Annotated in this window: 14 protein-coding genes and 1 pseudogene; 12 read left to right on the top strand and 3 right to left on the bottom strand. The window is 47.4% G+C overall.

Annotated elements, in window-relative coordinates:
• Positions 1-49 precede the first annotated feature (49 nt).
• Positions 50-2,452, top strand: coding sequence for a hypothetical protein (locus PSHG_RS16065; protein ID WP_010274647.1), 2,403 nt, complete (start codon positions 50-52; stop codon positions 2,450-2,452).
• A gap of 160 nt (positions 2,453-2,612) precedes the next feature.
• Here the strand turns inward: PSHG_RS16065 and PSHG_RS31550 are convergent.
• Together PSHG_RS31550 and PSHG_RS16055 are read right to left on the bottom strand one after the other, a co-directional pair.
• Positions 2,613-2,747, bottom strand: a pseudogene (locus PSHG_RS31550) (His/Gly/Thr/Pro-type tRNA ligase C-terminal domain-containing protein); the annotation flags it as partial.
• Between the two features lie 41 nt (positions 2,748-2,788).
• Positions 2,789-5,008, bottom strand: coding sequence for an AraC family transcriptional regulator (locus tag PSHG_RS16055; protein WP_010274643.1), 2,220 nt, complete (start codon positions 5,006-5,008; stop codon positions 2,789-2,791).
• A gap of 297 nt (positions 5,009-5,305) precedes the next feature.
• On the opposite strand from PSHG_RS16055, the gene PSHG_RS16050 reads away from it, so the two are divergent.
• The 11 genes from PSHG_RS16050 (at position 5,306) to PSHG_RS15995 (ending at position 19,680) form a co-directional block, all read left to right on the top strand.
• Positions 5,306-6,619: an ABC transporter substrate-binding protein gene (locus PSHG_RS16050; protein WP_010274641.1), complete on the top strand. Its 1,314-nt coding sequence runs from the start codon at positions 5,306-5,308 to the stop codon at positions 6,617-6,619.
• 96 nt (positions 6,620-6,715) lie between these two features.
• A complete protein-coding gene (locus PSHG_RS16045; protein WP_010274639.1) occupies positions 6,716-7,699 on the top strand; it encodes a carbohydrate ABC transporter permease in 984 nt (327 codons plus the stop codon).
• Positions 7,674-8,504: a carbohydrate ABC transporter permease gene (locus tag PSHG_RS16040; protein WP_010274636.1), complete on the top strand. Its 831-nt coding sequence runs from the start codon at positions 7,674-7,676 to the stop codon at positions 8,502-8,504. The genes PSHG_RS16045 and PSHG_RS16040 overlap by 26 nt, the downstream gene beginning before the upstream one ends.
• A 183-nt stretch (positions 8,505-8,687) precedes the next feature.
• The gene (locus PSHG_RS16035) at positions 8,688-10,796 is read left to right on the top strand and encodes an NHL repeat-containing protein (protein ID WP_010274634.1); all 2,109 of its coding nucleotides are present in this window, start codon (positions 8,688-8,690) and stop codon (positions 10,794-10,796) included.
• A gap of 102 nt (positions 10,797-10,898) precedes the next feature.
• The gene (locus tag PSHG_RS16030) at positions 10,899-11,849 is read left to right on the top strand and encodes an ABC transporter permease (protein WP_010274631.1); all 951 of its coding nucleotides are present in this window, start codon (positions 10,899-10,901) and stop codon (positions 11,847-11,849) included.
• A complete protein-coding gene (locus PSHG_RS16025; RefSeq protein WP_010274629.1) occupies positions 11,849-12,742 on the top strand; it encodes a carbohydrate ABC transporter permease in 894 nt (297 codons plus the stop codon). Before PSHG_RS16030 ends, PSHG_RS16025 begins: the two co-directional genes overlap by 1 nt.
• Positions 12,743-12,890: 148 nt before the next feature.
• Positions 12,891-14,453 (top strand): response regulator, encoded by a 1,563-nt coding sequence (locus PSHG_RS16020; RefSeq protein ID WP_010274627.1) that lies wholly within the window; start codon positions 12,891-12,893, stop codon positions 14,451-14,453.
• 12 nt (positions 14,454-14,465) lie between these two features.
• A complete protein-coding gene (locus PSHG_RS29460; RefSeq protein ID WP_010274626.1) occupies positions 14,466-16,271 on the top strand; it encodes a sensor histidine kinase in 1,806 nt (601 codons plus the stop codon).
• Between the two features lie 61 nt (positions 16,272-16,332).
• Positions 16,333-17,862, top strand: coding sequence for an extracellular solute-binding protein (locus tag PSHG_RS16010; protein WP_010274624.1), 1,530 nt, complete (start codon positions 16,333-16,335; stop codon positions 17,860-17,862).
• A 332-nt stretch (positions 17,863-18,194) separates the two neighbouring features.
• Entirely contained in the window at positions 18,195-19,106 is a 912-nt protein-coding gene (locus tag PSHG_RS16000) for a helix-turn-helix domain-containing protein (protein ID WP_010274621.1), read from the top strand.
• Positions 19,107-19,269: 163 nt separating this feature from the next.
• Positions 19,270-19,680: a hypothetical protein gene (locus PSHG_RS15995; RefSeq protein ID WP_148497752.1), complete on the top strand. Its 411-nt coding sequence runs from the start codon at positions 19,270-19,272 to the stop codon at positions 19,678-19,680.
• A gap of 1,002 nt (positions 19,681-20,682) precedes the next feature.
• Here PSHG_RS15995 and PSHG_RS15990 read toward each other — a convergent pair.
• Positions 20,683-24,003 carry an S-layer homology domain-containing protein gene (locus PSHG_RS15990; RefSeq protein WP_010274618.1) on the bottom strand — a complete coding sequence of 1,107 codons (3,321 nt, stop codon included), beginning with the start codon at positions 24,001-24,003 and terminating at the stop codon, positions 20,683-20,685.
• Positions 24,004-24,200 lie beyond the last annotated feature (197 nt).

Below are 24,200 nucleotides of genomic sequence, written 5' to 3'. Positions count from 1 at the left end.
ACTGCTTGCATTCAATTTCAAATTTTAATCGGATAAGGAGCGGTATTCCGTGGAATCAAAGCAAGCTTCTTGCTTCTATGCAACCGTGGGAGAAATGATAGGGGATCACAGCTTGACTACCGATCAGATTATCGCAACAGCAGGATACTATGCGCCCGGAGACGGCGGAGCTTCCCTGTATATGATTAGGGAAGGACGACTGCCGGAGGATGGCGGAAGCATTCTAACCCTGGCGAATGGAAAACAGGCTCATCTGCTGCCCGTTGACCGCATTCATTATAAACAGTTTGGCGCGGTCGGTGATGGGACGAATGACGATGGAGTCCAGATCAAGGCTGCGCATACGTTTGCGAATTCGCAGTCGCTTCCTGTTGTCTGTCCGTCCGGAGAGTATTGGATCAAACAAACCTATGAAATTCCGATAGAAACAGATGTATCCTGGGGGCAGACGATCTTTCACCTCGATGAGCGCTTCAATACACTGGAAGCTCCGCGTTTTCGAGTCATCAGCAAGCATAAACCGGTAGAAATCGAACTGGATGAAGCACAAAAAGCAGAGCTGCTGGCCAGCCTGCGGCCGGGCACTACACTATTGCCGATGCTCGCAGAGTATAAGAACTGTCTCGTTTTTGTGGTGGACGAAAAGGATCGTATCGGAGTGCGGGCCGGCTATGACGGGAGCATTAGCTGGAGTAAAGAAGAGTTTTTTTATGTTGAGGAGCAGGGCCGATTGATAGGCGACCTGGCCTGGACATTTTCCGATTACACTAAGCTGGTGGCGTATCCTTGTGACGAAAGCTATTTGACGGTCGATGGAGGAACTTTTTATTTGTCCGGAGATATTCCGGGTGATACATATGAGGGGTACTTTTATAACGGATTTACAATCAGCCGCAGCCGGACAACGATCCGCAATCAATGGGTTGGTTTGGAGAAGGGCAGGAAGGATATTGCCCGCAATCCCCGTCACGGTTTTTATCAATTTGAACGTGTGTATGATGTAGGTTTGGAAAATATCCGCCTGCTGCCATGGGTTCATACCCGGCCCGGTCAGGATCGCAATACGTTTCAGGGGACTTATGGAATCGGCGGCAGAAGGGCGCTTCATGCAACTCTGCGCAATGTAACGGCGGAAGGCTCGTGGGAGGATTGGGGAGTTATCGGTACCAACCTGTTCAAAAATTTTACGATCGAAAACTGCCGTCTGAACCGGATTGATGTTCATTTCCACTGCTGGAACATATCCATACGGAATTCAGAAATTGGCTACCGGGGAATAACGCTTTGCGGAGGCGGCGAGCTCGTTATCGATAATACGAAGCGGTATGGTGATACGTTTATCAGCTTCCGCCCGGATTACGGAGCGCGCTGGGACGGACCGATTCTGATTCGGGATTGCACGCTAATGGCCGAAGGGAAGCAGCCGGAAGCTGTGGTGTTGGATTTTCAGCCTGCTGATCACGACTATCGATATCCCGTCGGGTTCGGAAGAACCATTCAGGTAGAGGGGTTCACTTTTCGTTATAGCGGAAAGCTCGGGGACGAGGAACAAACAGCCAGGTTGATGCAGCTTCCGGCCTTTTCCATGATCAGCTCGACTGGGGAAAGATTTTTCTTTCCTCACCTTCTGGATTTCCGCAATATTCAAGTGGTCGGCAGACAAAGAGGGATTCGGCTTTTTAACATCTTCGCTCCGTCAGGCTTTCATACCGGGAAGCCGGGCGGGTTTACTGGCGATCGGCTGGCTGCCAACTGCTATATGCGTTTTGAAAACATACCCGGGGAAAAAGTGGAGCCGCAATACCCGCTGTCTGCCGCACACGTTAACTTTGGGATTGACGGGATTCAGGCGGCAAAGCATGAGGACGAGTTTTCTCTCTATCCGAAAATGGAGTTTGTCAATGTTGGCGACTTCTTCGGCCGCTTTAAAGGGGTGGCTGCGGATATCAGCTTTAAAAGCAGCGTGATAAGGGGAGTTGATGCAGCATCAGCGGAAGGTCCGCTGCGCGGCCGGATACATTTCGAGCAGTGCGAATTCGCAGCAGATGTTCATGACGATGGGCGGCCTTTGACTTTCCTCGACTCGGAGCTCGGTACGTATTTCAGAGACTGCACGATTCATGTGCCGCTGGTCAATGGTACACCGCGTCCGGATTTGTTGGACCGGTATGATTTTATTGAGGTAAATTCCCGCCTTCGCTATTATCATTCCAATACGAAATTGTCGAGGGCGCTTCATGACTACTTCAATCAGTCGGGTCAGCCGGTACTGCCGGAATTTACTAGTATGCTGCGAAGCCATCACGGTGAGGACAGCGAATGGATGGCGCGGCGCCAGGGTACAACGGAGCAGCGTCCCCCGGCATCCGCCTTTTTGTCAGTGCCCGGCTTTCAATATTATGATACGGAGCTTGAACGGATTGTAGCGTGGAACGGCTCCCGATGGGTATAAAATATAAAAATCACATGAACTATAGCGAAGAGTCTCCAGCATTGAATGGCACCTCAAATGCTAGCCATAGCATTGAATTGGGTGCACCAGCGGAGACTCTTTTAATCCGGGGACAGGCCATTACCCCGGAGATTATGTTTCGGTAAGGTTGGTTAAACTGCATGGCCAACGACACAAAGTCAGTAAGCGGATAGGTTTCTGATTCGGCTTCTCTGTATTTGCGGACATTCACAGTTTCATCAGCCCATTCCTGGTCTCCTATTACGAGCATATATGGAATTTTTTGCATTTGGGCTCTTTAATTTGATTTGGACGAACGAAGATATGGGCATCATTCTAAGAATCAAGATCAGGCACATCTTTAGTATGGTACCTTTGATACTGCTTTGGGGTCTGGCCGTACTTACTTTTAAATATCCGAATGAAATGAGGTGTTGACGTATAGCCAAGACGCTCAGATATTTGTTGGACGGACCATTGTTTTGTAAGAAGCATTTGCGCTGCAGCATGCATTTTCAAATCCATCACGTACTCAATAAAGGTGACGCCGATGACTAACTTAAACATTTTGCTAAAGTAATTGGGGCTGACCCCGAAATGGTTGGAGATGGAATCCAACGATAAGTTATCGAATAAGTGATCCTGAATATATTTCTTAATCTGAATCTCCATGGGAATCTCACTGGCTTTGTTTTTATCATCAATGCTAACAATTAGCTTATCCATAATTTCATTAAGCCAATTGCCGAATGCGCTCAGTGAATTCATTTTTTTTGCAAATTCGCGCAGATCATAGTCTGCTACGTCTTTAGCTTGAATTCCAAGACGCGGGATCGCCATGTTTATCTTTTTTACGATACTATGAAGTATCTCCTGGCAATAAGCAACAGTAATTTGATGCGATTGCTGTTCCATCTCTAGAATGATTCGGGATACGATTTGTTTCAGGCGCCTGCCATCAGCGGAATCGATAGATTCACCGACTTCCTCCATTAGTAATGGAATTGCGGGAATAAGTTCTATTCGATCGTCAATATTAAGCTTCGAATAGCGAATAAGATTTCCTTCATTTAGGAAACGATACGAGAGCGCCTCTTCAGCTTCCTTATAGGAACACGAAATGCTTAAAGCATTACACATATAGGCGTCCCCTATCGCCAAACAGTACATGACACTCGAATGTTTTTTTAGCGTGCTTTCAATATGTTGAATAACAAAGTCCACATTCCCATCGAACGTAGCTATTCCAGCAATTTTACGACTGTCTCGATTGACAGCATAAACAGATACTGTATTATCCATGCCCGTTGCACCTAATTCTTCGATAATTTGATAAACTAGCAGCTGTTCATCTTTAAAACTCATCGGCGGATGCTCAAGGTCAATAACGAAACTGAAACATTCCTTTCGATCGAAGTTAAATTCGAGCGAGTGTTCATTTTTGGAAATATCCTCACCTTCGCCCAGCTGTCCTTTAAGTAGCTTGAGTAAATAATCATGGCGAATAATGATTTTGCTTCGATCCCATCTAGCTTTCATTTCTTGTAGTTGGGAATTCAACTGGTGGAATGCACTTCCAATAGGTCTATGAGCCCTTCGGGTTAACATAAGAACAAAAATAACGTTAACAAGCAGCATCAAAGCGCCTATTAAAATAGTAACTTTGAGTAAATCGGTAGATCGCTTGTAGAAATCATTCACAGAGGCAACGGAAATGTAGTACCAAGGACTATACTCTGATTTCACAAAAGAGATGACGCTGTACTCTCCATTAATTTCAGCTGATAACATTCCAGTTCCCGTACTCTTGGCTTGCTTTAATAAAGCTTCTACTACAGATTGCGGCACCTCCTTTTCCCCGTTGTCCCGGTTCCTCGAAATTAAATTTCCATGCTCATCAATTAACCATAGCTGATGTCCGTCAAAGGCGCTTGATTGCTGCAAAAATACTTCGCGAACAACCTGTTCATTAACATTGATCGCGACAATTCCAAGGTAATGATTAGCAGACGAGTAGAAAGGAATGCTTCGTACATAGGTGAGAACCCTTTTATTGCTTCGTTCATCGATCCCATGCAACCATTTATATGTATGTGCGCTAGTATTGTATAAATCAAACCTTTCCTTTCGCTGCCCTGATAAGCATTCCTGATTTTTCATAAAACATGCATTGGAATTGAGAAATATAAGGTCGTTATTCCGATAATAAATATCAATGGAATTGATATAAGGATAATTATTTTTTATTTCCTTTAAGCGATTTGATATTTGCTGAATACGAACAGGATCATCCGTAACGTCGTGATGAAATGGATACACGAGTGTTTCGTTGCTTTGCCGTTGAGTCAAATAGAGATCTGATATCCGGATAAAATCTTTCATAATTTTATCGTCAATGGTCTTGCCAAGATTCGTTACCGCTTGCAAATTATTTTGGCTAATTTGTCGATTATAGTTTTTTTGGAAATACTGGAAATAAGTAAAGGCAGGTAACACTGTGGCCAGACTAACCAAAACAAAATTGAACAAAAGCAAACGAATAAACGTATTTTTCAATAATAACAGCCCCTAAATCATTCTGGAGAGTAAAAAAACAACAAATAGCGAAATAAAGCAATTTTAATAATGATCATAAAATAACGCTATTATCGCAATTTTTTCCTAATTGTCAAGCAATAAGCAAAAAAATAATATGAGAAATGTGAGCGCTTACTTTCTATAAAATTATAAGCTATCACAAACAAATTGTATCTGAGGGTAGAGTAAAAAAACAAATGAAAGGAGCTAGCCTGGACGTTAACGTAAGTTGTTTTATCGAAAACACAATAAAATTTAGGAAGGAAGGTTTAGCTTATGATAAACAAAAAACAGTGGATCATACTTACGCTAATATTTGCATTGCTTTTCACTGCATGCAGCTCAGGAAAACCTAATCCGGGAGCGACTACCAATCCTGGCGGTGGAAATGAGGAAAAGCCTCCCCAATCAGTAGAATTGACATTCGCATATATGGGAGAGGGTGCGACCTATGAATTGTATAAAGAGATGTTTGAGGCTTACGAAGATAACAATCCTCACGTGACGATTAAATCTCAAGTGATTGCCCAAGATTTCAATTCCGCTATTCTCACACGGATTTCAGGTGGCAATCCTCCGGATTTGTTCTGGATTAGCAATGCATCATTACCATCCTTCGCTAGTCGGAATGCACTACTGAATTTATCTCCTTATGACGGAAATCTATTTAATAGCTCGGATTTCAACGAAAACGCATTAGAAGGGTATTCATATGAAGGGAATATTTACGGTTTGCCGGCAGACTCGGCACCAATGGTTTTATTCTATAATCGAGATCTGTTTGACGAGGCTAACGTCGAGTATCCTCAACCACAAATGACGTGGGACCAACTTTTAGAGAAAGCGAAACAGATGACGAAAGCAGAAGGAAATAACACTACTCAATTTGGTTATGCACAAGATCTTTCTTGGCAATTCTGGGCGCCGTTTGTTTGGATGAATGGCGGAGATATTCTCAGCGAGGACAATAGCCAGGTTGTAATTAATTCATCGGAGAATATTGAAGCATTTAATTGGATTCGGGATTTGATGAATTTGCATAAAGTTGCGCCGACCTCTACAGCCCAAAAAACAAATCCAGCTTATCAGTATTTTGTAAATGGCGATGTCGCGATGTTTTTTGGTGGCGCTTGGCTCGCTTCAACCGTACTTCGCGAGGTAGATTTTGAATGGGATGTTGTTACACCCCCAGTAGGAAAAGAAACGGTCAATACAATGGCTCTAGGTGGGTTTGCTATTGCCTCGAACACCGACCATCCGGAAGAAGCTGTTAAGTTTTTGTCTTGGCTATCTGGGGAAGAAGGGCAGAGAACGAAATTTGAAACAGGATTTGCCGGTTTGCCAACTGTGAAATCTTTGATGGATACACCAATTGCTATTCTTGGTTTCGAGCATCCGACAAATAAAAATATTCAGTTGGATCAAATTATACAAGCAGCTTCCTACGCTCGCGTAGCACCGGCATCCATGCATTGGGATGAACTTAACACGGAAATTACGAATCAGCTTCAGCTATTTTGGAATGGGGAACAGGAAGCAGCGGACACGCTAAAAAAGATAGAAGATAAAGCAAAATCGTTTTTTAAATAGAAATCAATAACTAAAAGTTACGAATCACCGCGCTTGACTTTATACAGAATTGCTAAAGTACCCAAGCGCGGTTTACTGCAGAAGGGAGAGGTACAGATGAGCCGAGTATCCAGACAGAAAAATATCGCGGGATATATCTTTATTGGTCCATGGTTAATTGGCTTTATCTGTTTCGCGATTTATCCATTAGTCTATTCTCTCGGGTTATCATTCACGGATTGGAACATACTGGAGAGTCCTAATTTTGTCGGACTTGCGAATTATAAACACATGTTTCTTAACGAAGACTTCTGGGCAGCTTTAAAAGTAACTTTCATCTATTCGTTTGTGAGTGTCCCTTTCGGACTTTTGATAGGTATACTGCTAGCTATTCTTTTGAACCAAAAGATGAGAGGAATAAGGATTTTCCGTACTATTTTTTACCTTCCTGCAGTTGCTTCGGGAGTAGCTGTCTCGATGTTATGGCTATGGGTGCTGGATCCCGATTTTGGTTTAATTAATATGTTCCTTTCATATATCGGGATAGAGGGGCCGAACTGGCTATCTAGTTCCAAGACAGCACTTGTCTCATTAATTATTATGAGCTTCTGGGGCGTAGGCGGCAGTATGGTCATTTTCCTTGCAGGACTTCAAGGTATTTCTATCACTTTATACGAAGCAGCAGAAGTTGACGGCGCAGGTCCGCTTAGAAAATTTATAAGCATAACAATTCCAATGTTAACACCAACTATATTTTTCAACCTCATTTTAGGGGTCATTAATTCGTTTCAAGTATTCACACAGGCTCTCGTGATGACAGGTGGAGGACCAGGAAATTCTACACTCTTTTACGTACTTTATTTATATCGAAATGCATTTGAATTTTTCAAGATGGGGTATGCTTCGGCACTTGGTTGGGTATTGTTCATCATTATATTATTGTTTGTATTGATTTTATTTAAAACCTCAGGCAACTGGGTTCATTATGAATTCGATCATGGAGCTTCTTCAAAGTCTTCGAAGAAAAAACGAAAACTGTGGAATAAACAAGATCAGCATGGGAAGGAGGATGGTCATGCAGCGAAAAAAGTACGTATATAAATTGCTAATACTGAGCGCGCTTATAGTTATAGGGATGGCATTCATACTACCGTTCCTTTTCATGGTCAGCTCGTCGTTAAAGAGCTCCTCGGCCATCTTTTCATTTCCACCCAAACTTTTACCGAGCGAGTTTCAATGGAGAAATTACATTGAGGCAATGGAACGGATGCAGTTTTGGTTGCTATTTAAAAATACCGCCATCATCACGAGCCTTACGATTATTGGAACATTAATTTCCTGTACAATGGCCGGCTATGGCTTCTCGCGTATTGATTTTAAGGGAAAGTCTGTATTATTTATGATTATGATTGCAAGCATGATTATTCCTTATCAAATAACGATGATTCCGCTCTACATATTAATGCGAAATCTGGGGTGGATCGACACGTTTGCTCCCCTTATCGTACCTGCTTTCTTTGGAAATGCGTTCTACATTTTTCTTATTCGCCAATTTTTCTTGTCAATTACGAAGGAACTGGACGAAGCTGCCACCATCGATGGCTGCGGTCCGTATAGAATTTTTCTGTGGATTCTATTACCTTTAGTTAAGCCTGTGCTGGCGACCGTTACGATCTTTACTTTCATGAACACATGGAACGACTTTTTAGGGCCGCTCATTTATTTGCATTCAGATGAAGTAAAAACATTGAGCTTAGGTTTATATGTGTTCCAAGGTGTGAATATAACAGATTGGCAGTACTTAATGGCAGCATCAGTGCTTATTTTATTTCCTTGTCTAATTATTTTCTTTTTCTTTCAAAGGTATTTTATTGAGGGTACGACGTTGACAGGGATTAAAGGATAATAAGAGGGGATGACGGAACTAGTGGCAACAAAAAGGCTAGCCCGTTATTACAGCAGTAGAGAGTGATTTCTTAAGTCTAAGGAACAATTCCATAATAATCTCCTCCATATCTTAAGGATGTGGAGTTTTTTTTGCCGCGCGCTCATTTTACAATGGGTCAAACTGCAGGGGGAGGGGAAATGAATGAGCACGGCATATCGCAGAAGGGATCTCGGGGAGGCGGTGAAAATTGCTCTGTCCCAAGGGGCGGTTTTTACGGCAGGAGAAGATGAGTCGCCGGTTCTGTGCCTGGTGCTGAATGGTCATCCGGCGGCGCTGGTTAAAGTTTCCGTAGAGACGGGGCGCGTGTTGTACAGCCATAAGCTCCCTGACACTGAGGCGGTCACGGCGGTGGTTTCGGTTCGACATGAGGTCTATCTCGCAGGACCGAAGAAGCTGTTCCGTTATAATCCGCTGACCGATGAGCTGACGGAGCTGGGAGCAATTCCTTGCGAGAGCGTTATCGTCTGGGATTTGGCGGTGGGGGCAGACGGAAGGCTTTACGGTGTCGGCTACCCGGGAAGCTTTATGTTCGCCTATGATCCGCTCCATTGCAGCTTTACCGATCTGGGTACCATGAAGCCGGGCGAGGATTATGCGCGAGGCATCGTATCCAGCGGGGACATGCTGTATATCGGTATCGGGGCAAGCGCGCATGCGGTGGCTTATCGCATTACCGATGGCAGCATGCGGGAGCTTCCGTTTGAGTTAGCCGGTCAGCCGCATACGGTGAAGAAGGTGTATCCGGCCGATGACCGGCTGTTGATTACGGCTGGTTCACAGCTCTGGATATGTGACCGGCAGAGCGGCCTGGTGCTTAGAACGCTGCGCTGTGATGGCGCATTCTGCAGCGGGCCGGCTGGGGAAGAGCAGGTCTTCTATTATAAATCGGACAGAACGCTGTGCCGCTACGATGCGCACACTGATATAGAGGAGCAGCTCGATGAATCGTTTGCATGGCCGGAAACCGAGATCAAGGCCTGGAGCTGGATTCACATCAAGCGCGGCCCGCTGGCCGGCAAACAAGTGCTGGCCGGCATGGCCGCCTTCACAGAGATCGTTTATTATGACCTGGCAACCGGGAGATGCGGACAGATTCAAAGCGAAGTGGAGGGCCAGGGAGTGCCGGTGCAGAGCTTGCACTGCGATCCGGAGGGTCGGATTATTGCCGGCGGCTATCATCGGGGGATGAGCATTTACGATCCCGGGCAAGCGCAGTGGATGTTCACATCTCCGCAATTCCGGCAAATCGAGGGGATGCTGAATCATGGCGGACGGGTGTATTTCGGCACATATAGGCATGCCCATATATATCACTACGACCCGAGCAAGCCGTTTGCCGGAGAGGTGGACTCGAAGCAGGGAAATCCCGGCTTCTGCTTCGCTCCCGGTGAGCTGCAGGATCGCCCGTTCGTCTTCGCTAGCGGCGAGAAGGAATGGTATGCAGGTACTATTCCCGACTATGGACAATTGGGAGGGGCGTTGATAGCGTTTAAAACGGCCAAACGGGGCCGAGCGGAAGAGCAGGGTTGGACGGAAGAGCAGGAAAGAACTGATGAGCAGGGTCGGATGGAAGAGCAGGTGCGAACGGAAGCGCAGGGTCGGACGGAAAATCAGGTGCGAACGGAAGAGCAGAGCCGAACGAAAAAAACGGACCCGAGCAAGCAGGAGGAAGAGGAAGCAGAAAACCAAACGGAAGAGATTTGGGTGCAGCGGCATGTCATTCCAAATCAGAGTATCATCGGCCTTGCCTACCGCAACGGAATGCTGTACGGCGGCACTTCCATTTATGGAGGACTGGGTGTGGCGCCGGCAGCGGAGGAAGCGAGGCTGTTCGTCTGGGATACGAGACAGCGTCAGGTAATTCGGCAGATCCGGCTGGTGATCGCAGGGGAATTCGTGCGTCCAAAGCTGATCGGGGCGCTGTCCTTTGGCCCTGACGGTCTATTATGGGGCGCTGCAGATATAGACGGCCTGCTGTTTGCTATGGACCCCGGTTCTTTAGAAGCTGTGAAATGGAAGCGGCTGTACCCTGCGGCAAAGCCCGGAAGCCGCTGGCGGCCGTACTACCTGTTCTGGGATCGCGAAGGCAGGCTGTGGACAACAGCGGGACGGCACATCTCCAGGGTCGATCCAGATACGATGGAGCATGAACAGGTCGTTGCAGGCGCTGATGTAATGACCCTTGGTCAGGACGGCACGGTGTATTATGCATCTGGCTCACAGCTGATCGCGCTCTGCCAAAGAACTTAAATTTTTCACCCTTGATCGTAATATTAGTACACTTTAAAGCGTTTACATTTCCTTCATACTATAACTATTAAGATTATTATGCTGCAGAAAGGACGGGGATGTATGGAGCGGGCAGGCGTTGCCGTGCAGGCGGAAATCGGAAAACCTAAGAAACAGCGCACAATAATGAAGATTTTGAAAGACTGGGATCTTTATTTGATGTTGATCCCCGGCTTGATTTTTTTGTTGATTTTCAAGTATACCCCGATGTACGGCCTGATTATTGCTTTTATGGATTTCAATATTTTTCGAGGCATCTCGGGCAGTGAATGGGTGGGCTTCAAGCATTTTGAGAGCTTGTTCACAAACGCCCAATTCATCAATGTTTTAACCAACACGGTGCTGATCAGCTTGTACAAGTTGATCTTTTTGTTCCCGGCACCGATTATCGTCGCTATCTTGATGAACGAAATTATGAATATGACTTTCAAAAGAAGCGTGCAATCCATTATTTATTTGCCGCACTTTATTTCGTGGGTCATTATTAGCGGTTTGTTCATCAATTTGCTGTCGATGAACGGTATCGTCAACTCTATGCTGGTTTGGCTGGGCTTTGAGCGAATTATGTTTTTCATGGATCAAAGCCTGTTCCGCTCGATCCTTGTGTTTACTGACGGCTGGAAGGAGATCGGTTGGGGCACCATTGTCTATTTGGCGGCGATTACTTCGATCGATCCGCAGCAGTACGAGGCGGCTACGATAGATGGAGCAAGCAAGTTCCGGCAAATCTGGCATATCACGCTGCCCGGGATGGCGCCTGTTATCGTCCTGATGCTTATTCTCAGACTGGGGAATGTGCTCGAGGCGGGTACGGAACAGATTCTTGTTATGTACAATCCGATTGTATACGACGTGGCGGATGTTATTGGCACTTTCGTTTATCGAATCGGCTTGGGGACCGGCGACTACAGCTTCTCTACAGCAGTCGGGCTATTCGACTCCGTCGTTGGCCTTATACTCATCGTTACCGGTAATCATCTTTGTAGAAAGTATCTGGGGAGGAGTATTTGGTAATGAGAAGATCTCCATATAAGAAAAGTCTGGGTGAGAAGCTGTTCATCGGATTCATCTATCTGTTTTTCATCGTGTATGCGATCGTGGCGCTGTTTCCTTTTCTCAATGTCATTGCGAAATCCCTCAGCAGCGAGGGTGCGGTAATTGCCGGGCTTGTATCGATATATCCGATTGGTTTTCAGACCGGAACCTACGAATACGTCTTGAGCAATCCGCTATTTTTGAACTCCTTTAAAGTTACGATCTTTATTACTGTAGTAGGGACGTTTCTTTCGTTACTGATGACGGTGCTGTCGGCTTACCCGTTATCGAAACCGAATCTGGTCGGGAGAAAGCCGATCCTGTTGATCTATATTTTCACCATGCTGTTTTCCGGCGGCTTGATTCCCAGCTATATTTTGATGAGGGAATTGGGTCTGGTCAACAACGTTTGGGTTTTGATCCTGCCGGGGATGATTAGCGTCTTTAATATGCTTATTGTGAAAAATTTCCTGGAAGGCCTGCCGGAGGGGCTCGAGGAATCCGCCAAAATGGATGGCGCCAGCAATCTGACAGTGCTAATTCGGATCGCGCTGCCGCTGTCCAAGCCGGTGCTGGCAACGATCGGTCTGTTTTACGCTGTTGCCTTGTGGAATAGTTATTTTGCAGCGATGGTGTACATTACCGATCCCGGCCTGAAGCCGCTGCAGCTATATCTGAAGGAATTAATCGCCTCCACCCAGCAGACGATGCTTACAGCCGGCGAGATCGACCTGAGCAGAGATTTGAACACGACGCCGGACTCGGTCCAAGCCGCCGCCATCATTACAGCAACGGTACCGATCCTGATCGTTTATCCCTTCTTGCAAAAGTACTTTGTCAAAGGAGCGTTCGTCGGTTCGGTGAAAGGCTGACAGTCTGTCCATCGGCTATTAATGATAAAATAAATTCAAACCAGCTTTCGTCGGCAAAATCAGAGGAATCCGCTCGCGGCCTATGGTGATGCCGGCGATTCAATTTTGCTGAATGTTGAAATGGTGAGCAAAAATTGGGGGGTTCTCTATGTTAAAGCTTCTAATTGTAGAAGATGAAGAGATGACCAGAAACGGTTTGAAGGAATTTGTCCCGTGGCAGGAACTTGGCATAGAGGTGGCGGGGGAAGCAACTGACGGAGTCGAAGGACTGGAACAGGCGGGGCTTGTGAAACCGGACCTTGTGCTCTGTGATGTGCGCATGCCGCGGATGAACGGTATCGAGTTTGCAGGCAAACTTCGCGAAATGCTGCCGGCTTGCCGGTTAATCTTCATTAGCGGCTATTCGGACAGAGCTTATTTAAAATCGGCTATTCAGTTAAACGCAGTGGACTATATAGAGAAGCCGATTCAGATGGATGAGCTGGTTCAAGTGCTGCAGACCACTGTAGAAAGCTGCCGTGAGCAGTTGGCAGCGGTGGCCAAAATGGAGCGGATGAGCGAGACGCTGAATCAGGGGCTGCCGCAATTTACAGGGGCGCTGCTGAAGCAGTTTGTTAGCGCTTCCCAAATCATGCGTCACGAAATTGAGGCGCGGCTGCTTTCGCTTGGCGTACGTTTTCCATGGAAGGATAAATACGGAATAGCGGCTCTATGCGCGGATAGCCCCCAAGTCTTGCGGGAAGCGATGAACATGATGGAGAAATATTTTGCGGAGTATGGCAGCGATTATGTGATTGGCGACTGGTCAGATCAGGTGATTGTCATCTTTCCGGATGATGAGGGGATGAGGGAAGGGCCGACTGCGCTGTTTCATCGCACGGTGAAATCCGTTAATGAGCGAACGGGAGGATGCGCAGCTGTTGCGCTTGGCGGACAAGGAAGCGGTCTGGATGAGCTTCCGGCCCTTCTGGAACGTACTGTGCAAGCGCTTCAATACCGTTTCTACACAGGGTGGAACCATATTATTCACTATCCTTACTACATCAACCGGCAGCTGGCGATGGGCATCGATTGGAAGGGGTTGGTGGATCAGTGGGAGGACTATTGGAAGAAGCAGCAATTCACAGAGGCGGCGGAATGGATTGACAAGTCGGCCGGACAGATGCGGGAACCATATGTATGGCCGGTAGAGACGGCGCGAAAGCTGTGGTTTCAAGCTTGTCTGGTGGTGTGGAAGTACTACCCTGAGGCATTGGAAGTTTACGACGAAAAGTTTGATTGGAGGAAGAAGCTGCTTCATGATGATCTGCTCGCGATCACCGGATTTCTCCATCAAGTGCTGTCAGATATCGAGATCAGCAGAAACAGGTTGAAGTCATCCTCGGGCAATTATGCTGTGCGCAAGGCCGCAGATTTTATGCTGTCCAGGATGTCCGAGCCGCTCACGATTCAGAAGATCGCGGATCATGTTTACCTTACGCCAACCTATTTATGCTTGCTGTTCAAGAAAGAAACCGGCTGCTCAATCCATGATTATCTCACGGAGGCGCGAATGGAACAGGCCAAAAAGCTGCTTCAGGACCGAACATTGAAGCTGTACGAAATTGCAGAGCAGGTCGGGTATGCCGATCCGAAGTATTTTACCAAAGTGTTTCGAAAAATGTTCGGCTGTAACCCTTCAGATTACCGGGAACAGACGTTTAGGGGATGAGGCGGATAGAGCATGGGTTTTCTCAAGACACTGCGAATCAAGGAAAAGATGCTGATCTCTTATTTGGCACTGAGTCTAGCCGTATTAGCGCTGTTCTCCATATTATCCCTGCACAAATCATCGGAAGTTGTCATGAATCAGGTCGAGGTTTCCACGCAGAAATCTTTCGAGCAAGCCAAACAATTTATTACTTACAAGTTGAACAGCGTCAAAGATTCCTCCAGTATGCTGCTGGTCAGTCCGGATCTTAGAAAAATATTAAGCAAGCCGGCCGACAATTATTCGTTGTCCGAGCAAATTAACGATTATAACGATCTGCTGTCGATCATTCATTCCGCACGGAACAATCGCGAGATCTATAGTATTCGTCTCTATGTAAACAATAACACGATCTATGCGAAGGAAGATTACTATATCAAAAGCCTGCCGGCCTATTTGCACGAGCCGTGGATTCAAGAGACGTTAAGCAATAGACAGGTTATGTATTGTACGCCGTCCTACGACTACGAGTATCTGATTGATCGTACGACCCAGCGGATCATTACATGTGCGCGAACAATCTATTCCCAGTGGTTTGGAGGGGAAGTGCTGGCAGTCATCGCGATTGATCTTTTGGAAGACTCGCTGCGTGAGATTTTGGAGCAGACGAGTATTACGCAATCCGGTGAAGTTTCCATTATTAATGAGGATGGCCAGATCATTATGCAGCTGGCGGCGGGATCGAATGCTTCGCTCCTGGAGGATCCGCAAATTACGGAGAGCGTGCTCGGAATGGACAGCTCTTCCGGAGAATATATCGTGAACGGGGTTCCCTATTTAATCCATCAGGAAGTGATAGAGGGGGTCGGCTGGAAACTGGCAGCGTTGATCCCGGTTGACGAGATCTACCAGGCGCACCGTTCATTATCTACTTATTTAATTCTACTGGGCATTGCGCTGGCTCTAATCGCTTTCGTTACGTCATATTGGCTGGCCAATGGCATTACCCGGCGAATTCGCATGCTGATTCAACGGGTACGAGGAATTGCGAAAGAGGATTGGGGAGAGAAAATCCCGGTGGAAACCATGGATGAAATCGGGATTCTGCAAATGCATTTTAACCGCATGGCCGAGAACATTCAGCGGCTGATCCAAGAAAAGTACAAGGTAGAGGTAAAAAAGAAGAACGCCGAATTGACCGCGCTGCAGGCGCAAATCAATCCGCATTTTTTGTACAACACGCTGGATTTGATCAACTGGATGGCTTTAAAATACAGCGCTACGGAAATCAGCTCGGTTGTCGGCTCACTGGCCAAGTTTTTCAAGCTGAGTTTAAATGACGGGCGGGACATTATCCCGATTCGAGATGAGCTGGAGCATGTCAGAATTTATCTGGATATACAGAACAAGCGATTCTCCAATCGGGTTCAGACGGTAATTCAGGTCGAGCCTTCTATTCTGGACATGGCGACCGTCAAATTGGTGCTTCAGCCGATCGTTGAAAATGCAGTGCTGCACGGAATCCGTGAAACAGAATCCAAGGAAGGGATAGTGACCATTTGCGGCCGGCTCGAAGAGCGAATGATCGTTCTGACCGTGGAGGATAACGGAAGAGGAATGCCTATAGAGACTGTGCAGTGCATCCTGCTGCCTGACAGAGAGTCCGGCGGGTATGGAATCTATAATGTGAATGAGAAAATCAAGCTGTATTTCGGAGCCGATTATGGTCTTGAATATTGGAGTGAACCTGGTACAGGAACGAGAGTGACGATCCGCTTTCCAGCTGTCGCTTACCGAAACACAATCCGCAACCATGACAAAGATGAAAGCGCATTATAACAAATACAAAGACCACACTCCATGATAGATTAACAATAAATAAGATGAGGGGGAATTGCCTGTGAAGAAGTCGTTACTTTTAGCATTTTGCTTTGGTTTAATTCTTGCTATTCTGGCCGCTTGCAGTGGCGGAAGCGGAGGAGGCAGTGGAGGCAGCGGGGGTAGCGGGGGCGAAAACGGAAGCGGAGCCGGAGGAGGCGGCGGCAGCTCCGAAGGCACAGAGGAGGAAGCGAAGCCAGCCTTGCGCATGCTGAGCTTCGTTCGCAGCTTTGATCCGAACCAGGATCCGGTTGCCAAGATGCTTGAGGAAGAAACCGGCTACAAGGTTGATTACTATACATTGCCGATAGAGAACACGGATGACCATCTGAACCTGCTAATGGCTAACCGGGAAAATTATGATGTGATGAAGCTGACCCCCAACCAGTTCCGGATGCTGGCTGAGCAAGGGGCATTGGCACCGCTGGATGACCTGCTTGACGAGTACGGCTCTACGTTGAAGGAGATCAACGCGGAGTATTTTGAACTGGCGCAAGTTGACGGGGTGACCTATGGCATTCCGGAGCGGTCCGCTCTTCCGTTCGTGGGCAGCTCTCTGGCCATTCGCAAGAGCATTCTTGATGAGGTAGGCATGGACATCCCGGAAACGCTGGATGAATTCTATGATTTGCTCGTCGCCATCAAAGAGAAAGTCGGCATTATTCCGATGACCGGTTATCAGGGCGTGATTCCGGAAATTTCGGGTGCATTCGGCATCGCAACAGGATGGATTGAACATAATGGCCAATTGGTCAACCAGTTTGAGTATGAAGGTATGAGAGACTATTTGACCTTCATGAGCAATCTTTACAAGGAAGGCCTGTTGGATCCGGAGTGGCCGGTAAATAAAGATGCCACCATGAAAGAGAAGTTTACCCGGGGGCAGGCCGCAGTGATGCCTTACGGATGGGGAATGGCTTCCCAGGTTACGGCTGGCATGAAAGAAGTGTTCCCGGATGACGAGATCGTCATTATTCCCTCTCTTGCCGGCCCAGACGGCACGAAAACCGCGTACCAGCAAAGCGGCGGTGTAGGCTGGTACATCGCGATCCCGTCATGGTCTTCGAATAAAGAACACGCCATGAAGTGGCTGGATATGAAGGTACAGCCCGATCTGTTCAACCTGATGGTCAACGGCGAGGAAGGCGTCCACTATGATTTCGATGAGGAAGGCAAGCGCTATCCGATTCTGCCGATCTTTGACGCTGAGCGCGGGAACTCCGACTGGTTTATGACCAGTACGCGCATACAGGATTATGGGGAGCAATGGCTGGTTCGGGTAAGAAAAGACGAGATTTTGTACCAGGCTTTCATGGAGATGCAGGGACAGATGGAATGGGCGGTACCGGATCCGCTGCTGTTCGCTCCGCCGCTGCCTGCTCTGGCAACGAACGCTTTGAAGCTTAATCAGTTTGCTACCGATAACATCACTAAATTTATTGCAGGCGCCGAGGATATGGCTAACTACGACAAGTTCCTGGAAGAATATAAGAAGATGGGCGGCGCCGATGTCATTGCAGAAGTCAATGAATGGTACCGGTCAAGGAACTGATGAATCGCTAAAAAATCAAGGGGCGGTCCAAAAAGTCAGTGTAAACTGACTGATGGACGGCCCCATTTCACTTCCGATTGCGCTGCGGAGGCAATTGTATGCGGTTTTTTGCATAAATTTCGCAACGGACACTTTTCGGACAGTTCCTTTCACTGCGGTGCAATTTGCCTTGAAAGCGGACTTCCTGCCTGCTCTCTTTCTTTACGGGCGGCTCCTGTTGTGGAAAAAACTTAAAATATTCCTCCCTATCATAAGATTGACGGATATGAGATCCTTCTTACTTTTTGCATAATAAAAGAAATCGCTTTCATTCAGTGAGGGAGGGTGCGGGAGTGAACTTGAAATGTGCATGGTTAGTCCATCCTAAAGTAAAAGCAAGTGTAAAAACTTACCTTCATAATCCTTTCCGATATGAGCAATTCGTACTGCATCAGGCTGGAGAGCAGGAATTATCCGGGGGAAGATGTACGATCGCAAGCGGTGATGGCTTTGAATTAGGCACCCTGATGCTAACTACGGATGAGGTCCGGATCGATTGCAGCAGACGGCTGAACGTGAATGAATTGCTATTTCTGCCTCCCCATACGGAAGTTAATTTGGACGTCAGCGGCAAAGCGAAGTTCGGGTTTGTCCGGTTTTCTCTAATAGACTGGGAGGGCGCACACCCCCTATCGGTGCTGCAGCAAATCGCCGGCTGGCAGGTCGCTCCCAACAACACCAAGGAGGCCGGCAGCGGCGAAACGTTGACCCGCCTGCTGAGCGAAACGATGAAGCACAACAAATACACCTATCTATTGGCCGGCAGTTATTTGAATCAGCTGCTGGTGACCATAGCGCGATACGCTTTGCCATCGCAATCCGAAGCTGATCCGGCGATAGACGACTCTGCAAATTACCGGATAAACACCAGAAGAGAAATTGCCGAACAAGCGTTATCCTATATTGATAATCAATTTATGGAGCTGAGAGATTTACGCGAGATCGCGAAAACGATCGGCTACAGCTATTCCTACGTTTCGCATGTATTCCGGGATGAAATGGGCATTAGCTTGCAGTCTTATTATACGAATAAGAAGCTAAAGAAAGCGATGCAGATGCTGGCGAGCAATCGCCAGTCTGTCACAAGGGTGGCAGAGCTGCTGCGCTACCAGTCCATTCACTCCTTCAGTAAAGCATTCAAAAAATTCAGCGGGCTAACGCCCACCGAATTTCAGCAGCAGTATGAGCGGAAAATATCCATTTAAGTAAGCTTTCAACTTAAGCTTTCATTTTAACTGGACGTTCTGTTCATTTCAGATTACAATATGAGGGGAACCGGGGTCCCGGAAGCAATGAACTAAGATCATGAATCGATCTCCGCGGTCAGTAATTATTACTAGAGGTCGAAGTGCCTATGATTCTCATGAGGTGATTTCTATTAAAAAAAGAAAACCGCTGCTCCTTCTTTCTCATCATCTTCTAGCCGCATTTCTGGTAGCCGCTCTTCTAACAGCCTGCTCGGCAACTAAAGAAGATGCAGTTCGAGATATGGTGGCGCCGGATCAAGAATCCTATAATATTTATGTTTTTTGGGACGGCAGAATAACAGACTATACGGAATTAATCAACGAAATGTTAAATGTCATTAATTCTGAAGCCGCTCTAGAAACCATAAACATTCATAACATGACTTTTATAAGCCTGGGAGACCAAACACAGAAATATAATTATAAAGAGCTGTTCGATATTGAACAGTCACCTACCATTATTGTGTTGGATAATGACGGAGTTGTCCTGCAGACAAACGACCCGCAAGATATTTTTCAAGTTTCAGAGTAGGCTGTGAGGATAAAAATTGTAACGCTCGCCATCGTCCTTATTTGACCAAAATCAGGGGCATGGAAATTCTAACGCTCGCGCTCGTCCTTATTTTCCTTCAGAACGTGGTTTTTAGGGCTAGTTGTCAGAAATAAGAGCGAGGAGGAGCGTTAGAAATCAAATTCCTGCTTTTTTGGCTGAATAAGAGCAAGGGCGAGCGTTAGCGAAGAACATCCTGCTGATCACTCGGCCGGACACTAATGTTACGTGGATATTCACTATAAATCGCAGCCTCCACAGGCAGATGAGAGGATTTAAAATCCGATTATATCATGTTAAAACAAGGGGCTGTCCAAAAGTCTGGACAGCCCCAATTCACTCAGGCCCGCTGCAGCGGCGAATGTATGCGGTTTTTCTGTGAAAATAACCCCCAGCGTAAACTCCCCGCATGATGAGCAAGCTCGGGTATTCGCACCCCAATCACATAACTTGCTACAAAATTTCGTCTGAAAACACTGGCTGGAGCTCCTTAATAGCTTAAAGCCCTGCATTTGTACGATTTGTCATATAAATCTCGGGCAATCGCGCTTCAATCTCCTGCATTTGTACGATTTGTCATATAAATCTTGGGTAATCACACTTCAATCCCCTGAATTTGTACGACGTTTCATACAAATCTCCGGAAATCGCCCCTCACCCCATGCATTTGTACGACATTTCGTACAAAACGCAGGCAACAAGCCCGCGCAGCCCTCGACCTCCGCGCCCCCCGCCAACCTTGGCAATTTTCATGCTGGAGTTGTGCCTGAGAATTCAATGGCATGACTGTTTTCGCATACACTTCCGCATACATTTCATTTTCAAGTACACCGAAATTAAAAAACCATTCCTCCTCCTTCGGCCGTTTGTTTTCGAAACAATGTGATATTACAGCATTCTTCGGATTTGCTTTTTAGCTATCTGGCTGAACGGCCACTTTTCGAATAGCCCCCTCGCTTAGTGTGTAAAAAGTTACGCGGTGCTTCACGGCAAAAGTGTCGTTACCGAAATGTAGTCGGGATGGGCAGATTCAAATTCATCCCGGAGAGCGGTAACCGCATATCCATACTTTGTTCCCTCCGTTAAACCGGAGTCCGTAAAGGTTGTGGCTGTTGTCTCCCCTGCAAAGTCCATTCCAACCGTTTCATCGTATCGGTAGATACGATAAGCGGTCGCTCCCGCAGTGGTATCCCAAGATAAGTTGACGCTGTCCGGGCCGGTTGCGACCGCGTGGACATTTTGCGGCATCGGCACAACGGCCGTTACAGCAATCGCCAGAGTCCCAGACGGCTGTGTAGGCCTGCCTTGGATCCGACGCTCCGTCACACTTCCACCTCTGTATTTCCAGATCGGTTCAAGCTCTTCAGACGGTGAAGCTGCCCGTTCGAACATTGTAGCCTCGCTCCCGGACACCCCGGATGGAATCCCTAAGGCCACCCGAACCGTTCGCGTTTGCAGACCGTATAGATTCAGTGCGTGTACGGTATTGCTCTTGATCAGTTTCTGTACATGGAGTGTGATTTCGGAGCCAGGCATATCATCGATGTCTCCAGTGATCTCCAGCTTGAACGGAATGCCGTCTACATTTCCTTCCACGACCGCCTGGACAGCATTGTCAAACATGGCGGTAAACTTTACAGGCTCTCCGGGACCGGGATAGTCGAGTTCCACATCAATGGTGTATACATCAGAAAGCTGGGGAGAGGCCGAATCGGCATCCCTTGCAGCGACAACCCACAATTGATCAATGGGCCATGTCGCATCCAGTGTAACGGATGCTGCGTTTCCGTTCACTGGCGCGCTGCCGGAATAGGCGGCTGGAATACACTCCTCTGTCGCTGGATTATAATCCTGTCCCTTGAAAATAGATTCAGGATGAGGTTGGATTGCCGGATCGACATCTATAAATTGCGGGATGACCCAATAGATCGAATCCGCATGCTGGGTATAGACATTCATGGTCACCGTACCATCCACTACAGGACTGAGTTCATGATTCTTGATCGTTGGAGGGGTGACCGGTTCCCCGGGCTCCCCAGGTTGCTCGGGCTCCCCGGGCTGCTCGGGCTCCCCAGGCAGTTCGGGTTCCCCGGGCAGTTCGGGCCCTCCGGGTTGTTCGGGCTCTCCGGGCAGTTCGGGGTCTTCTGGGCTGGGCGAGTCTCCGCCGATAGCGGGCGGAATCGCTGCCGGAGCCGGGTAGGGCTCCCCATTGACTTGACGGATGTTGTCCCCGATCTTCTCTAAATTTTTAATAATATCCTCCAGATTGATCCCTGCAGGCAATTCAATGTTGTGGATGATCGTATTTTCTCCTAGATGGATGTTAACCTCAGGACCCTTAATGACCAGATGTTCAACTTCTCCCTGCATATCCAACGTTACCTGACTGCCGGACTGAACCCGGAGATGTTCGATCCGTCCGGAACCGGACAGCGAGGTTTCGGTCGTATTGATGTGAGCGATAACCAAGCGTTCAATATGCGAGTTAACTGTAAAATTCTCCACATCCATTAATGCCACAGAAGGCACGGTCGTATCCTTTGGGGCGCTTAGAGTAGCATCCGAAACAACGATAAAGGATTGTCTTCTTTCATCCATACGCACGTCAAGCGGAGGGGTGCGCTCGTTGGTGCGCTCGTTGGTGCGCTCGTTAGTGCGTTCGTTCCTGAGCTCGTTGGTGCGTTCGTTCCTGCGTTCGTTTCTAAGCTCGTTCTGGTCCGGTGTACCGATAATGGCTGGAATCTCCCTGCCGCCGATTAAATTATCCCTTGACCCGCCTAAGTTGTCCAGAAGCTGATCATTGATGCTTCTTATGATATCTTCAATCTCTTGCCTTGGGATATAGCCGCCATTTTCGATACCTGGCATCCCCAGATTGTACAGGTTGCTTCTGGACCATTTCGTGTAATCACTGTAGTAAGGGGCTTTAATATATCTGGAGTTGTATTCTCTCTCGATGTCTTCAATTTGCCCTTTTGTATCCAGCAGATTTTCTATCAATCTGGTCAGAGCTTCATGACTCCAAGGATCATCGCCTGTCGGACCTCCCAGTTGCCCTTGCTGGATGCCCAAATCCTGGAGTCTCTTTTGCAGGGATTGGTCGATAGCCGCTATGCTCACTTCGATCTGTTTCTTGCGGGAAGGAGACGAGAGTGAGAGCAGTTGGCCCTGCTCTGAGTCCGGGTTGTCCGGGTCATCCTGGGCGTCCGGATCGTCCGGGTCAAAGTGGACGTTTCTGGAAATGATGAGCGCACCCAGGCTGCTGTCCTTGGCCTGAACCGGCAGAGATGCAACTACATCGTTCGCCGGCGTAAAGATTGTAAAGCCTTGCACCTCCAAATTCTCGCTGGTAAAGGAGCGGCTCACCTGATTGGTCACATACAAATTACCCGCCACAGTTAAATCTGCAAGCGTTACAGACGGTCTTGTGACATACAGATTGCCGCCTATGACAGCTCCGCCGCCATTCAGAACTAGCCGATTCTCGTTGTTGTTCGCAATATATAAGCGAGTCACATCAACGATAACCCCATTCTTAACGACATAGTTCACGGCTGCCCCTTGCAGGGCTCCGCGATTTTGCTCTGCGAATAGTCCTTGCAAATGAGAATGATACGGAAATACTTTGCCGTTGATGACGATCTGGTCGTCCTGAATCTGTTCGATTTGATTCATCTCGAAGAATACCCGGTACAGGAGCGCAATCGCTTCCGCCCGGGTCATCCCTTCATGCGGGGCGAAAATTCCTTCCTTGCGGCCTTGAATCAGCTGATAATTAGCCATGGCACTCAGGGCTTCGCTGTACCAGGAACCGTGAACGACATCCACAAATCGGGCCAGTGCGTCAACAGATGTCTCCCATTTCATAATGCGTTGGAAGATAACCGCTGCCTCTGCACGTGTAATCGTCGAATCCAGCCTGAGGGAGCCATCCTCATAACCGGATATGATTCCCAGTTCTACGAGATTTTCAGCAGCCTTGCCGGGATTATTGTCAGGCAGCTCTTCTTCTTGCAACTGTAAAAACGAAGAAAGCCACTGGAAAAAATCACCGCGCGAGACAGCTTGACCGGGATGAAACTTATCTTCGGACGGCACAAGCAAATTTGTCGAAGTGAAGAATAGCAGCGCTTCGGTAAAATAGTCATCCTCCCGCACGTCCGAGTAGGGAAGGAGCCATCCTCCGGCTCCATAATCTTCATCCGCAGCGTAAATCTCTCCCTGAACTGGATGCAGCAGCATTGCAAGGACGAGAGTTAGCGTAAACACCATTCGGATGAACCGCATTTTTGTCCAGTTTTCCACACTATCACTCCCACTACATGTTTAAATCTGGGCTGAACTCCGTATCATCTCAAAAGGGGTTCAAGCAGATTATATATTCGCTGGCCTTATTTGTAATCCACCCTGCTTTCCAAAGGGTGGGGGAGAAAGGTGGAGAATAAGCATCTGGAAACACAAAACACGATTGCCACTCTATTCCTTAGTCATATTTGGTAAAA

It is taken from the genome of Paenibacillus senegalensis JC66, from assembly GCF_000285515.1.
Lineage (GTDB): Bacteria > Bacillota > Bacilli > Paenibacillales > NBRC-103111 > Paenibacillus_L > Paenibacillus_L senegalensis.
Note: the sequence above shows the minus strand (reverse complement) of the source record. Positions and strands in the feature narration are given on the sequence as shown.

Bases quoted from the DNA above. Each gene is read 5' to 3' on its own strand.
- PSHG_RS16025 (WP_010274629.1), top strand. From the start codon at position 11,849: ATGAGAAGATCTCCATATAAGAAAAGTCTGGGTGAGAAGCTGTTCATC.
- PSHG_RS16045 (WP_010274639.1), top strand. From the start codon at position 6,716: ATGAGCCGAGTATCCAGACAGAAAAATATCGCGGGATATATCTTTATT.
- PSHG_RS16035 (WP_010274634.1), top strand. From the start codon at position 8,688: ATGAGCACGGCATATCGCAGAAGGGATCTCGGGGAGGCGGTGAAAATT.
- PSHG_RS16050 (WP_010274641.1), top strand. From the start codon at position 5,306: ATGATAAACAAAAAACAGTGGATCATACTTACGCTAATATTTGCATTG.
- PSHG_RS16020 (WP_010274627.1), top strand. From the start codon at position 12,891: ATGTTAAAGCTTCTAATTGTAGAAGATGAAGAGATGACCAGAAACGGT.
- PSHG_RS16030 (WP_010274631.1), top strand. From the start codon at position 10,899: ATGGAGCGGGCAGGCGTTGCCGTGCAGGCGGAAATCGGAAAACCTAAG.
- PSHG_RS16040 (WP_010274636.1), top strand. From the start codon at position 7,674: ATGCAGCGAAAAAAGTACGTATATAAATTGCTAATACTGAGCGCGCTT.
- PSHG_RS29460 (WP_010274626.1), top strand. From the start codon at position 14,466: ATGGGTTTTCTCAAGACACTGCGAATCAAGGAAAAGATGCTGATCTCT.